Raw genomic sequence first — 13,491 nt, forward strand, 5'->3', positions numbered from 1 at the left:
ACGCCCTAGATCATAAAATAATTATTTTTTTATTGATGATCCACTAGCCAAACAAAGGCGTATAAGCGCGCTTATTTTCAGACATCATCCTCTGCGATACTTACCTCTCTATGCATAGAGAATCTATAAAAAAGTTTAACAAGATAGGTGTTATAGAGAAGCAACTTACCCCCTAATAACCTCAAGAAATAATAAGCATGAACTTAACTATATTTCAGGATTTTAAAAAAAATAAGAAAAATTTTTGCAACATAGCCTATAGACTTATTAAGCCTTTTTTACATATTTAGCCGTTATTAACATTTCACCACCACCAAAAATTTTGCAATCAAGCTGATGATCCTTGCCGTCAATAATTCGTTTAATCGTTGCTTTAGTGCCGACCTTTAGCACCTGAGAACTGCCTTTCACTTTAAGGTCTTTAATGAAAACAACTTTATCGCCCGCATCTAAATAGGCGCCATTAACATCTTTGACACTTAGGCGATCTTCTTCTATTAGCGGATTCCATTCATGAGCACACTCAGGGCATACAAGTCGATCTTGGTCTTGATAGACATAGACAGAACCACACTCAGGACAATCAGGTAAAGACATAATTTATACTTTAAAAATTGACTAAAACTAACTTACATAAAATTAAAAATTAACGCTCATAGAACAGTTTTCGCACCCTCTCTTCCACCTCAGAATTCAGCAACAATGGCTGCGTCACCTCGATCCAAGCATCAATATACGAACTAGCTGAATAATTGTGTGAACTGCCTCGTGGCACTTTATCTGCCATAGGAAGATCAAATAACAACTGCATAAACGTAATCAGAGGGTACCAAGTTAAATCTGGCGATACATCTGGGCCTCGCTCCCCCTTTAACCAGTCAGGCTCACGATTTAATAAATCGAGAGAGAAAAAAACCATAGGGTCACTAGCGTATTGAATATAGACGATACGTATCTCTCCCCAGTGCCATGTCGTATTATTACGCAACTGATTTTCTTGCGCAGTAAAACGCACCATAGAGGCTTCTTGAATTACCGGAAGCCACGCAGGTGAATCAACCTGACGATTTCGTATAAGTCGCGGAGAAACACTGCTTGGAAAAGGTGCTCCAGCAAATAAAGCCCCCTGAATTGGGTTATTAATAATCGTAGCTAAGTTAACAGACGTTTCAGCAGCTAATGCACCTAGGCTCAAGCCAAAGAGATATAATTCAGGACGTTCTTGCTCAGGCAGAGCCGACCAATATTCGTGTACCTTTCTATAAAGTGCTGCAGAAGATTCTCTAGCCGCACTAGGGTCAACTAAAAGAGTTAACCAACTTGGTAAATAAGAGTACTGCATTGCAACTATTGCCGTATCACCGGCATGTAAATATTCCAAACTATCAACAGCAGACTCATCCAGCCACCCCGTTCCGGTAGGTGTTGCAATAATCAATTTCGAACGAGAGAAGGCATTTATCCGTATCATCTCCTGCAAAGCAAGATCAGCACGCTGATCATAAGTTTCAGCAGAGCGTAAACCAACATAAATACGTAGTGGCTGCTTGGCTTCTTTTCCATACAGATTAACAAGATCAATAAGAGTCGGGCCAGAGCTGGCAAAGTTTTGACCTTGTCGACCAATCTCATGCCACTTGATTACAGACTCTGAGCTACCACTTGCACCGTGCCTAAGGGGAAGACCTTTGCCTTGATCAGAAGTAGCATCCGCCAAAGCATAGATCTCATCTAGAGCCTCTACCCCTTTTTTTATAAAGTAGTCATTAGTGATACTGAATACAAAAAATGAAAGAAGTAGCACACCTATAACATTGGCTAGGCGTGTAGGTAAAACTCGAACAAGCCGAGATCGAATAATAAAAAAAGCCCTTTTGATCAACCTCACCAAAGACAGCAATAAGGCAGAAAGAATAAGTGACATACAGCTCATATAAACTAAAGATGCATCTTCAACCTCAGACATATTCATTAAACTTCTAACTGAGTTTTGCCATTGCTCGAAATAGAAAATATTAATTAAATAAGAAAGCACACAGACAATAACAACAACGACTTGCAGATAGAGACGCCCTCGCCCCTTCAACTCTGGAAGCTGCAAATAACACCATAGAGAATGCAGTAGCACGCCCAAACCATAACCGGCAAGCAAGCAAAAAGAAGAAAGTAGGGCCTGTAAATAGATAGGTCTAGGCAATAACGACGGAGACAGAGATATCGAGCAAAAAACAAATGCAACAATCAGACCAACAAAAGAGAAGCTACTTAAGTAGTGTATAGTCATACTCATCAAACGATAACAAGCATCTTTCATATTGATGAACATAGACCCCAAAAAATTAAAACTTCCTTAAAAACAAAGAAAATATACATACGCTGAATTTACATTTAGTCAAATGCTTTTACCACTTCAACCGAAGCTCGTTTTCCTTTAAAAAACGGCGACGGTGTGTGCTTTTTTCCAAGCAAGCCTTTAAGCATAAACCATATAATTCTCGGCATAAATGAAAGCGGAAATCGCAAATGAGCGTCTTCAGGCACAATACCAATGGCATACTTAGCAAAAGCCTTCATCAATACAGGGCCTAATGTCTCTAGCTTTTCTTTTTCACTGGAAAATTGCATCAACTTAACTGAGACACCAATAAAAGGCACCGATGCTGACCTCATCGTATTAGCGACAGGCATATTGCAACAGCTAGTATGCCAGCGGTAAATACCCTTTTCTCTAAACTGAGTACAAGCTAGATACTCCTGCCCCTCTGTTATCGCCATATAGGCAGGGTAGGTTTGCAATAGTTCAGAACCGCCACTGTCATCCAGAATTTTGTCTTGATTACCAAGATAAGCCGCATAGCTTTGACAATCACAGCATAAGCAATGAACATGAAATGAAGAACTTTGTACGACTTTAAGCTCGCCTTTTACCTTGCTACAGCTACATTCGAGTTTAACTGTATTTGACATAATGTCTCTCACAACATTTTATTAACTCCATAATACCTAAGTAACAACACTAAGTCAGAGGATAGATGCGGTTAAGATCGAAGAAAACTGATCCAAGAAAAAAGCAGGAGGAAGGGATATACAAATATCATAAAGCCAAAAAAGGGCTGTAAGATATACAGCCCTCAAGAATATACTAATCGACACAAACAGCTGTTGTAACAACGTAAACGTTAGGGCCCACTCCAGCGTCTTTATTTTCAGTCCACCACCAACCATAGCCCCAATTGTCATAGGTAGCGTAAAAACCTTGCTGTAGCATTTTCCCACCAGCTACCCAACCATAAGCATGTCCTTTACTACGACACCAAGCTTCAGTGGTTCCCGGCTCTACAGTAAAGCTAAGATAGGAGCCATCTACAGTAGCAACCTTTGGATTGTTATAAGTTGTTTGCCCAGCAAGAGCTAATGATGAGACAGCCAAAAGGCCTGTTGCTATTACAATTTTATTAAACATTCTTCATCCTTTGAAATAACTGTTAAAGTGAAAAAAAAGCATAACAGCTGTATTTATTTTGATCAACACAGAGCTTGTGATTTTTGATCGAAACCAAAAAATAATAGTTGGCACTTAATCACTCTTGACACTATAAAATTCGAATAAATAATTAATGAATAAAGCGACAACACGATTCGATTTTACTATATTATTTATTACAATCCCGACTAGCACCAACTGGCTTCATTTTCTGGCTGCTTTAGCAACTCCTCCACATTCGCTAGGAGCACTCGATAACCGACGTTGCCATAAAGTATCTGCCGACCACCATCCAACACATAAGATGGACTACCTTTAATACCAAGTTGCCTTGCGCTCTGATAGTCATTCATTAACGCAGCCAAAGCAGAGCCGTTATTCATACAGGCTTTAATGGGTGGCGTATCTAACCCCCGATGTTCAATTAAGCCATATAAGCCCTCTACATCGCCGATATCATAAAGCTCAACAAAAAAGGCTTTGCGAAAAACCAAAGCTAGCTCAGCGCTTTTATCCGCACCATAGGCTAACTCAGCTGCTTTTAGAACAAGATGAGAACTTGCAGAACTTGCCGGGCGGCTTTCTTTCCAAATGTTTTTATGTACAGGAGCGTCATCGTATTGTTCAGCTGCGTGCATAACATGCTCAGCAAAGCCTTCATAAGCGCCTTTAGCTTGCCACTGTGTTGACATCTTTGTCTGTACATCACCAAAAACATCCACATAGTGATAACGTAACTCAATCTGATTATTAAGGTCTTTATTTAACTGATCGATGCGACGCTGGGCAATCCAAGCCCAGACACAAAGCACATCAGAGTAATAATCGATAACCAGTGGTTTATTCATATTTATTCCTTTAATGGCATCTTGGAAAACACACAATAAAAACACCAATAAACTATTAGCTACTTTCTGTAGAAGTTTCTTCCTTGCACTTTATGGAGCCAATATACTTTGGATCACTAAAAGCTATGGGCACGAGCACAGAACCAACCATTGCCGAAGACTCACCTTTCAAGTCATTACGAGTCAACTCTAAAACCTCATAACCTAAAGGACACAGCTCCGAGGCACGAATATGCCAACGCTCAAGAACTAAACTAGGATCAACTTTCCCATACATTTCATAAGACAGCGAATAACTATTTTCGCCAATAGCTTCGTCTTTATAACCGCCGCTCATGACTTTAAAAGCCTGATAATCAACCTTGACACAAGACACCAAACTAAAGCAAAAAACCAACAGTAATAATTTACTCATTCTTTAATTTAACAAGGCCATATTTAATTAATAAAAAATAAAAGACCTCTGCGGCTATGGCTATAGGAGCCACAACAGATAAGAGGTAATGTTCAGTGCCGTAGAGCATAATTAATGGTGGAATAATAACCGCCAAAATCGCGACAACAGCAATAAGCCCAGACCTTTTATCGACATGCACATCCTCTTTACACGAATCACATTTGAACTTTAATGGGTTTGGCGTTCTTAACAGAGCCATAAAAGACACATCCGCACCACAATGATGACACTTAGACATCGCTTTTCTCCTTAATAAAATAATCTTTTATATCACTTTTATACAACAGCCAAGCCATAAACAATGGTATAAGTATATTTTCAAGCATGGCCCCCACAGGAAAAGCGCCACGTTCACTATCTAGAAACACAAACACCTCATCAGAGATACTTAGCAACACATTAACCAACACCACAGAAAAAAGAAGATGTAGGCCTAGCTTGTTTCTCTTTACAATAAGAGCAAGTGCAAAACAGTGCACGGTCAATGCTAAGGACCAAAGGCCCACATGGATAAGCGACAACAGACTTGCATCGGAAATAAACACTAAGAGCAACGATGCCAAAAACGGCCACAGGCTGTAATACGCTATACAGCTAAAGCTACAAAACAGAGTGATTGTTTTATTCATTACCTAGCAGCAGCCACTATTATCAAGGTCATTTTCATAAGCAAAACCTTAACATGCTTTCAAATAAACCGTAACACAGAGCCTGTTACTAGAGGCGTCACAAAAAAAGGCCAAAGATTCTCACCTTTGGCCTTTCAACTTTCACTTATTTAGCTGTTATCTTCAGCTTTACTTTCACTTCACACTTAATCTAAAAAGCATCAGCACTAAATAAGCGCTTTAATGCCCGGTAATTGGCCCACGCAGGCTAGTGAACCAATACATACAATAACGGCAATCACTGGAATCAGTTTGTCATTACGGCTTAACTCTTTGGCGCGATCTTTATCACCAATTAATCCAAAGTTATCAAGCAACATAGTTAGCGCCCAGCCAAATACAGGGTTAACAAGCGCACAAGAGAAGATGCAAATACCGGCGCTTTGCGAGCTCTTGGTATCTTTAACCATTTGCATACCCGCTTCCATAAGAGGAAGGAAAACGCCAACAATCAGAGCAACACGCAATACGGGCTCCCACATGGCTAGATCCATCGGATAACCCAAGACCGCAGCAACAACACACAACAAACCAGTTAGCAATGCTCCACCCGGAATTGGACGCTTAGCAATTGCAGCGGGAATCATATACGTACCCCAAGAAGAAGCGAGGTTACCGCCACCCAAGCCTGCACCGATAATCTGACGCACTGAGCTTACCGCCATAGTGTCGTCAACATTCATCAACACACCTTTAGCTTGTGGAGGATAGTTCAGCTCTTGGAAAACTCGGTGCCCCAAGAAATCTGGCGACCACATGGCAACAGCCAAGATAGAGAAAGGAATAACAGCAATAAAGCTATTTACATCTGGCCAGCCCAGCTGCCACCCCGTGTTTTCCCCCCACCAATAAAACGGACTCATATGAGGCAGGCCCGGCTCGGTAGAAAACTCAAATGGAGCGCCCATAATCAAAGCAACAATACCGGCAATGGCCGAGCACAGCGGAATAGCCAACCAACGTTTTTGCACACGCGCCAAATACGCGTAAACAATAATAGTGGTGACAATCACCATAAAACCAACAGGGCCTTCTTCTAAACCTAAAGACCAGCCCTTTAATTTACCAATTTGGCTAATCAGCCCCACAGCACCAAGATAAATCAGCAGGCCACCACGGACACCCTCGCCCGTTAGCGCAACCAGTTTAGACCCGCCCTTGGTAATACTAAGCAAGATACCAAATACACCCACCATAATCCCCAGTGCCAGAGGATGCCCACCGGCTGCAGCAATAAGTGGAATCAAGGGGATCATAGGCCCGTGGGTACCGGCCAAGTTTGAATTGGGGTTAAGAATGGCTGAAAAAAGAACAACAAAGAGCACGCCGGCAATCAGCAATTCAAAGCGCACATTCTCAGCAATAAACTCAGGGCTTAAGCCAAATTGAGCAGCAAAAGCGGCGACCATGGCCGTCACCATCACAATCTTACCAATGGTGGCCGCAAGCGCAGGCACCCAATCTTCTATTTCTACACCAAAGTCGCGACCAGGCAGATTAATGCCCCAGCGCTTAAACGACATGATTTTTAGTTCGTTCTCTAGGTACTCATTACGAGTAGCAAACTCACTGGCGGGTTTGTGGCGCTGACGGTAAGTCGTCGCTTCTTGATCTGACATCGATCGGCCTCTTTCGTGCGAAGGCAGAACCTGCAGTAAAGGCGCTTGTTCCGTAGCCACCATTACAAAGCTCTGTGCAGTTTTAATTGGTTGTTGTATTGGCTTAGGCTGCTGAGGCAGCTCTGAGCAGAGCCTAGATTAAGACTTTGGCACAAGCGTGACTTGAGCTGGGTCGTATTGCAGCCATTAGTTCCCTTTGGCTTTAGAGATTATTCACTCCCTTTGATCTTGGTCATTGCTGCTTTGGCGCCACTTAGCACAAGCAGAAAATACAAGCCCGTGTACAATAGCCCTTTGCTAAAAACACCATAGAGAACACAAGCATGCTAGATAGCGTATTGCGCGTTTATGGCGAAAGCTTTGACGTAGAGGCTTTTCTTGCCCAGCACCCCATCGACGCCCACTTAGAAGCCTATAACATTGGCGATACCGATATACTCGGCGGCGCTTGTGAACACAGCGGCTTTGATGCACTGATCTCTGAAACCGCTGATGCACAGAGCCATCAACTCGAGCTTTACGCCTTCTTAGAGAAACACAAAAATAGCCTTCTCGCCTTAAAAGCGGAGCAAGCGCAATGCGTCTTAGATATTGGTTTAGGTCTAGCTTTAATAGAAAACAACGGCACTAGCGCTAACAGTAATATCGTACTCAGTAGCAAGCTTATAAGCCTGTGCAACGAGCTCGGTTTGAGCATAGAGTTTTCAGCCTATCCACAGATGGATGAAACCCTTGAAGAACCTGGAAATCATTAAACTAACGCCGCTAGAGTTAGCCTGCGCATCAAAATTAAGATCATAGCGATACCAATACTTAGATAGATCACTTCTTACGAACAAAGAATGGCCAAACGCCCTAAAGAGAGTGCTACAATGTTGTTTAGTGCGCCAAGGCAAGAAGCCTAGCCCTTAATCAATACTGTAGAGAATGGCCTCTACGGCCCGACTCTAGAAGAGATCCGGCCACATAAAACCATCTAAATATGCTCAAAACGACCAGCCAGCGCCTTGCTTGCTGTAGTTGTTGTGCGCTTTTTTATTATCAACCGAATCAAAATATGAGAGAACAGTATGGACTCACATGAAGCTGAAAACTTACGTAAAAATAAGCTACGAATTCATCAGTACATGATGCAGGACATTGACCCTTCAGAAGATGATCTAGGTGATGATTTAGAAGAAGATTCAGTACTGCCTAAAGGCGCCCCTAAAAAAGCTCAGACCACAGGACAAACAGCGCAAGACGTAGCTAACTGGAGTAATTTCCTCGCAGGCCAAGCTATATCAGTGACAGGTAAGACGGCAACCGTCGCCAACTTCGCACAAACCGGCAACCTGCTAACAGCGGCTTCTACCGGAACCTCTGCAGCACTTGCCCCTGTGGTGATGATTACAGGCCCAATTGGCATAGCCATGGCCATTATCGATTCAGCCTTTTCTGGTTACTCTGCTTATAAAACCCAGCAGCACATACGCCAGCTAGAACGCATCATGAAAGATTTAGGGCCAAAAGCTAAAGACGGCACACTTGAAGCCATCGGTTTTTGCATCAAGAAAAAGAATAAAAAGCTAAAGCGTAAAGGCTTTGGTTGTATTCCTGTACTCGGCAGCTTGTGCAACAGTATTTACACCACGGGTCGCTCTATTCAAAAACGCGTCAACGGCACTCGCGGCCTTGAACGTCGCCAGCGTGCATCTGAACTTTGGCACAACACCCTTCTAGGTGACCCTTGCGCCATTGCTGCCTGTAAAGAGCTGCTTGGTGATAAGGTATACGGGCTAATCGCAGGCATGAGTGACGGCCATTTAGTATTAAAGAAAAAATTACGCTCGCTCTAAAATAGCCCCCCCATAAGTCGTGCAGTTGCTCAACATAGGCCTGAGTAACTGCATGCAAAAAGTACAAACAGCCAATAAACTGTAGCCCCACTTTTCTTAGCAAGGCCTAATATGCACTTTGAACTTTGCAATGATCTGAGCAAGGTAAAAGCCGAAGACTGGGACGCACTCTGGCCTGAAGACTATATCTTTAGTCGCCACGCGTTCTTATTAGCCTTTGAGCAAAGCGGCAGTGTCAACAAGGGCACAGCGAACAATGGCCCCATAGCTGAGCACAGCAATAAACAAAACCATAGCGGCTGGCAAGCTCAACACTTACTTGGCTTTAACAAAGATAAGAAACTTGTTTTTGTTATGCCTCTGTATTTAAAAGAGCACAGTTATGGCGAGTACGTATTTGACTGGGCTTGGGCCGAAGCCTATATGCGCTGCGGGCTTAGTTATTATCCCAAGCTTGTTAACGCCATTCCCTTTACCCCAAGTTGCGGGCCTCGCTGGGCGGGAGAGCTGGATAATAAAGAACTCGCCCAAACCCTTAGCCATATCTGCAAAGAACATAACTACAGCGGCGTGCATAGCTTATTTACTACTGGCCAGCAAACTCTAGAGACCGAAAATTGGGTTCAACGCCAAGGCACGCAATTTCAGTGGTTTAACCGAAACTACCAGTGCTTTGATGAATTTCTTGATCAACTGAGCTCACGAAAGCGCAAGAATATTCGCAAAGAGAGAGCAAAGTGCCAAGATCTAAAGATAAGCATGCTTAGCGCCACTGACTTAAGTGAACAAGATTGGATAAATTTCTACCAACTCTACCAGCTCACTTATTTAAAACGCAGCGGCCACGGCGGTTATTTAAAACTCGACTTCTTTCTACAGCTCGCTAAAAACCTACCTGAGAATATCGTGCTTTGCCAAGCCAAAGATGGAGAAGATCTGGTTGCCGCCGCTGTATATTTCCGTGATCAAAAAAATCTATATGGACGCTACTGGGGCGCGCTCAAAGAGTACGACGGCCTACACTTTGAATGCTGTTACTACCAAGGCATCAACTACGCAATAGCAGAAAGCCTGCAACGCTTTTGCCCAGGCACTCAGGGTGAACATAAAATACAACGAGGTTTTGAGCCCGTGCTCACCCGCTCTTATCACTTTTTAGTAGAGCCTGGCTTTTATTCTGCCATTGATGAATTCTGTCAACGTGAACGCCAAGACAACCTGAGCTATTTACGTGATGCAAGAACTTACCTTCCCTACAAAGAAGGCTTCGATTTGGTAGCTGAAGAACAATTTTTAAAAACCCAACTGCCCGATCGTAAACCATAAAAGCAATATAAATTATTTAATTAAGCTACTCGAAGAAACGCAGAGTTAAACTCTTTAAGCGTCTGAATACGTCGCTTCATACCTGCATAAATAAATGTGCTTAGTATTTACAACGTTGCATCGCTACGATTTAAATCCACGTAAGCCATGTACACCATCATACTCATGCCGCATGTCTATTAAATAAACAAGCACAAGAGACGCACGGTCGCAATTTACTTCATCATTAGCGATTCAACATCCCCAAAACCAAAGTGTTACAAAAAAGTACTTTTCTAAGATAGCGATCCTAGCTTTTATCATGCTAACCTCCGCAAATAACGTATGCATTAATACATGCATGCTCTCAACTATGTCACATCTACATGCCGCCGTGCTTGGATATCCTCCGGTACGCTCTATTGGATGACCTTCTTAGATTACGCAAGTGAAAGGAGTACTTGTTAATGCCCATCTCTCAATCTTTAGCGGTGTTCCGCACTCTAGCTGCATCCACTATTATTACACTTAGCGCCTGTGGAGGCGGGGGCGGCTCTTCCGACCCAAGCCCTACGGGCACACCCGGAACACCACATCCAGACTCTTCTGCCAGCCCTCAGCCTAATGGCTCCCCAGCCCCTTCAATTGCTGCGCTTAATGAATCACGCTGTGCCGCGATTAACGAATACGAATGGCTTGAAGAGCGCTGCTATGTCATCGGCAACCCCAATGTAGAAAATCTGCAATATATCGAATTACTGCCCGCTCAAGACAGACAAGACTTACTTGACTGGTTAACAAAGCTAGAGAAAAAAGTCGGCTTTAATAAGATCTTTCCCAATTTCAGTGATGACAGTAGTCTCGGCTCGATTCCTAATGCCGATGATGTACTTGCACTCGATCATCATTTATTACTCCAGCGCCTCAACAACTCTAGTGTGCTAAAAACCAACAGCGGTATGGTGAGTATTTCTAAGCTCGGCTTAAGTGACGAGAGCTATACGCAGGAGATAAGCGTTAATGCATCGGTGGATGAAAGTGTCATAGAAGACAAGCGTGTCGGTTTAAACCTTGGCGGCGGACGTATGATTCTGTCCTTATTTGGTGCCGAAGTGTATCGCTTTAATATGGTTGACGAGCTATTCCTGCAAAGCCACATAAGCAATAACAGAACCAGAGACTTAAGCTCAAAACCAACGCTCAAGCTTAAAAGCAAAAGGCAAGACGAGCAGAGCCATGCCAGCATGCCAACAGCACCGCTGCTTGAACTACTCAGCTTACACTTTGCCGCCGAAGACGATAGCGTAAGTGCGGTGCAACAGCACTTAACACTGAGCCAAGACTACGCTGACAATCACATAACACTCGATGCGAAACAGCCAAAACTCGCCATGCAATTGCAGCTAGCAGACGAAAGCTCAGCACTATTTAGTAACAGTGAATTCGATAGCAATATTACCGGCTTAAGCGCCACAGCTGAAAACTTATATTTTCCAAAGTTCAGCCTCGGTACGCATTTACATAAAGATGTGGTGAATTTACCACTACAAATCTATTTGAGCCCTGCTCGTTTTTCCGGCAGCAAAGGTAGTGTTATTACCGTTGCGCTTGAGCTGCAACTGGAAGAGGCCGAAGCACTGAACGATGAAATCACCCAGCGCACCTACAGCTACAAAAAACCTAAATTTGTGCAAAATACCGATGCCAAGCTTTACGCTTTTGATGAGACCCCACCTGCATTCGATTTAAATACAGGCTTTACACAGCGCCTTGAGGCAATGCAAAACAGCGCTGATCGTTCGCTTTATTCAAGCGATCAGTGGCCTTACTTCCCCAGTTATCGTCAATGGGTTTCAAGCTTTGCCACACTAGTTGAAAGTGAGCACCAGCTAGCAATGACCTTGCTGATGGACGAGAGCTTACGCCAAAAAGTGATGACTCTTGCCGCTCCAAAGTATGCTGCTGGCACCGCAATGCCTACTCAAGAAGAATGGAACGATAGCCGTTTCTGGGCCGATGATTTAAGCAGGATCTTAAACCAAGCATTTGAAGAAGACGCTGAACAAGCACTAGAGAAGCTACCTACATGGTTAAGCTCAGAGCAAAACATTCCAGCGTTTGCAGAGCTTAACCAACACCTAGGGGCCGTGCTCGAGCCACTCGATGACGAGCTACTTAGTGCGAACACCGAGTATTTGTTAGATTTTTATGTGCGTATGGCCTACCTTGGCCAGCTCAGCAGTAGTCAAATGCCAACACCCGAGCAAATGCTTAACGCCATCAATACTGCGGGCATTGATTTTCAGTCGGCCATGCAAGGCCAACTATTGAATCTAACCAATGTTAGCTACAACGCACCACGCCAATGGAATATCGACCAAGATGCACTCGGTATTATTACTGCCATTTCAAGCATACTTAATGATACAAATGTGGCGCTAATCAAAGACCACGACAATAAAGCGTTTGATTACTCCAGCATTAACAAGCTCAATACTCAGGTTTTCACTTTATATATAGACAGCAACAAAGATTTAAGCGTTTTAACACAAGCCTTACAGCAACGCCATACGGCACTCAGTGAGCTCAATCAATTTGTCGAGCTCGATGCAGTAAATATGCAAGATGATTTTAAATTTAAAGCTGGTGCCAACGACCTTGCTGGCCGAGCTTACAAAGAGCGCTGGTCTGCACAAACCTATCACGATTTAGTTAAAGTGATGAGTTTTGCTTATACACGTAACTTTCAATATGAGCCGCAGTGTACATCTAGCTCAGTCGTTGAAAACATTTACTGCACCGATCGTTTTGATCCAAAACTATTTAAGCTTTATTCAAATACCGAGGGCTATCTAGCTAAATACGGTGAGAGTAAGCCCTATATTGAACAAGCTGAAGTATTGGTAAATATCGACTCTAGCATCGCTCAGATTGATGAACTCAAAGGTTCACTCATACAATCACTACGCCCTGATTACACCAGGGCTATTGAAGACGGCCTATGGCTCGACTGTGACGCAGAGCAAATTGTAAATAACAGCAATAATGCTAAACACCTAATAGATCGCTACCTACAACTTGTACAAGCTGACCCACTACCTACATTGTACAGTGATGCTTTTGAAGCCCAACAAGAAACAAAAGAGGCTTTTATTTCACAACTTAAGCAGTGCGAACAGGTTGATAGTGGTGACTAAAACCATTAACAACTAAAGAGATAAGAAGTGAAATAAGGGGTGCCACGATACTATTCAAGCTGGCCATTTTATAAA

General features: G+C 43.1%; 13 protein-coding genes. 4 read left to right on the forward strand and 9 right to left on the reverse strand.

All coding sequences use genetic code 11. From position 1 onward, the window contains the following. Positions 1-267: 267 nt before the first annotated feature. The 9 genes from AB1S55_RS02845 to AB1S55_RS02885 form a co-directional block, all read right to left on the reverse strand. Complete coding sequence (locus AB1S55_RS02845; RefSeq protein WP_370980277.1) at positions 268-597, reverse strand: zinc ribbon domain-containing protein YjdM; 330 nt, start codon at positions 595-597, stop codon at positions 268-270. Positions 598-646: 49 nt separating this feature from the next. Further along, a complete protein-coding gene (locus AB1S55_RS02850) occupies positions 647-2,314 on the reverse strand; it encodes an alpha/beta hydrolase (RefSeq protein ID WP_370980278.1) in 1,668 nt (555 codons plus the stop codon). A 74-nt stretch (positions 2,315-2,388) separates the two neighbouring features. Beyond that, positions 2,389-2,967 (reverse strand): DUF6151 family protein, encoded by a 579-nt coding sequence (locus tag AB1S55_RS02855; protein WP_370980279.1) that lies wholly within the window; start codon positions 2,965-2,967, stop codon positions 2,389-2,391. A 175-nt stretch (positions 2,968-3,142) separates the two neighbouring features. Then, positions 3,143-3,463, reverse strand: coding sequence for a hypothetical protein (locus AB1S55_RS02860; protein ID WP_370980280.1), 321 nt, complete (start codon positions 3,461-3,463; stop codon positions 3,143-3,145). 209 nt (positions 3,464-3,672) lie between these two features. Continuing rightward, positions 3,673-4,332 carry a DsbA family protein gene (locus AB1S55_RS02865; RefSeq protein ID WP_370980281.1) on the reverse strand — a complete coding sequence of 220 codons (660 nt, stop codon included), beginning with the start codon at positions 4,330-4,332 and terminating at the stop codon, positions 3,673-3,675. Between the two features lie 55 nt (positions 4,333-4,387). Further along, complete coding sequence (locus tag AB1S55_RS02870) at positions 4,388-4,747, reverse strand: hypothetical protein (protein WP_370980282.1); 360 nt, start codon at positions 4,745-4,747, stop codon at positions 4,388-4,390. Further along, a complete protein-coding gene (locus tag AB1S55_RS02875) occupies positions 4,740-5,027 on the reverse strand; it encodes a hypothetical protein (protein ID WP_370980283.1) in 288 nt (95 codons plus the stop codon). The genes AB1S55_RS02870 and AB1S55_RS02875 overlap by 8 nt, the downstream gene beginning before the upstream one ends. Further along, complete coding sequence (locus AB1S55_RS02880; RefSeq protein WP_370980284.1) at positions 5,020-5,418, reverse strand: hypothetical protein; 399 nt, start codon at positions 5,416-5,418, stop codon at positions 5,020-5,022. The genes AB1S55_RS02875 and AB1S55_RS02880 overlap by 8 nt, the downstream gene beginning before the upstream one ends. A gap of 206 nt (positions 5,419-5,624) precedes the next feature. Then, complete coding sequence (locus tag AB1S55_RS02885) at positions 5,625-7,076, reverse strand: DUF3360 family protein (protein ID WP_370980285.1); 1,452 nt, start codon at positions 7,074-7,076, stop codon at positions 5,625-5,627. 323 nt (positions 7,077-7,399) lie between these two features. Between AB1S55_RS02885 and AB1S55_RS02890 the strand changes: the two genes are divergently transcribed. From AB1S55_RS02890 to AB1S55_RS02905, 4 genes are all read left to right on the forward strand, one after another. Beyond that, a complete protein-coding gene (locus AB1S55_RS02890; RefSeq protein WP_370980286.1) occupies positions 7,400-7,831 on the forward strand; it encodes a hypothetical protein in 432 nt (143 codons plus the stop codon). A gap of 315 nt (positions 7,832-8,146) precedes the next feature. Continuing rightward, the gene (locus AB1S55_RS02895) at positions 8,147-8,914 is read left to right on the forward strand and encodes a hypothetical protein (protein WP_370980287.1); all 768 of its coding nucleotides are present in this window, start codon (positions 8,147-8,149) and stop codon (positions 8,912-8,914) included. Between the two features lie 111 nt (positions 8,915-9,025). After that, positions 9,026-10,240, forward strand: coding sequence for a GNAT family N-acetyltransferase (locus tag AB1S55_RS02900; protein WP_370980288.1), 1,215 nt, complete (start codon positions 9,026-9,028; stop codon positions 10,238-10,240). Between the two features lie 446 nt (positions 10,241-10,686). Further along, complete coding sequence (locus AB1S55_RS02905) at positions 10,687-13,416, forward strand: hypothetical protein (RefSeq protein WP_370980289.1); 2,730 nt, start codon at positions 10,687-10,689, stop codon at positions 13,414-13,416. Positions 13,417-13,491: the final 75 nt, after the last annotated feature.

Origin of the sequence: Agaribacterium sp. ZY112 (assembly GCF_041346925.1) — a bacterium.
In the GTDB taxonomy this organism is placed as follows: Bacteria; Pseudomonadota; Gammaproteobacteria; order Pseudomonadales; family Cellvibrionaceae; genus Agaribacterium.

Coding starts and splice junctions, on each gene's coding strand:
- AB1S55_RS02845 (WP_370980277.1), bottom strand. CDS start 597: ATGTCTTTACCTGATTGTCCTGAGTGTGGTTCTGTCTATGTCTATCAA.
- AB1S55_RS02850 (WP_370980278.1), bottom strand. CDS start 2,314: ATGAAAGATGCTTGTTATCGTTTGATGAGTATGACTATACACTACTTA.
- AB1S55_RS02855 (WP_370980279.1), bottom strand. CDS start 2,967: ATGTCAAATACAGTTAAACTCGAATGTAGCTGTAGCAAGGTAAAAGGC.
- AB1S55_RS02860 (WP_370980280.1), bottom strand. CDS start 3,463: ATGTTTAATAAAATTGTAATAGCAACAGGCCTTTTGGCTGTCTCATCA.
- AB1S55_RS02865 (WP_370980281.1), bottom strand. CDS start 4,332: ATGAATAAACCACTGGTTATCGATTATTACTCTGATGTGCTTTGTGTC.
- AB1S55_RS02870 (WP_370980282.1), bottom strand. CDS start 4,747: ATGAGTAAATTATTACTGTTGGTTTTTTGCTTTAGTTTGGTGTCTTGT.
- AB1S55_RS02875 (WP_370980283.1), bottom strand. CDS start 5,027: ATGTCTAAGTGTCATCATTGTGGTGCGGATGTGTCTTTTATGGCTCTG.
- AB1S55_RS02880 (WP_370980284.1), bottom strand. CDS start 5,418: ATGAATAAAACAATCACTCTGTTTTGTAGCTTTAGCTGTATAGCGTAT.
- AB1S55_RS02885 (WP_370980285.1), bottom strand. CDS start 7,076: ATGTCAGATCAAGAAGCGACGACTTACCGTCAGCGCCACAAACCCGCC.
- AB1S55_RS02890 (WP_370980286.1), top strand. CDS start 7,400: ATGCTAGATAGCGTATTGCGCGTTTATGGCGAAAGCTTTGACGTAGAG.
- AB1S55_RS02895 (WP_370980287.1), top strand. CDS start 8,147: ATGGACTCACATGAAGCTGAAAACTTACGTAAAAATAAGCTACGAATT.
- AB1S55_RS02900 (WP_370980288.1), top strand. CDS start 9,026: ATGCACTTTGAACTTTGCAATGATCTGAGCAAGGTAAAAGCCGAAGAC.
- AB1S55_RS02905 (WP_370980289.1), top strand. CDS start 10,687: ATGCCCATCTCTCAATCTTTAGCGGTGTTCCGCACTCTAGCTGCATCC.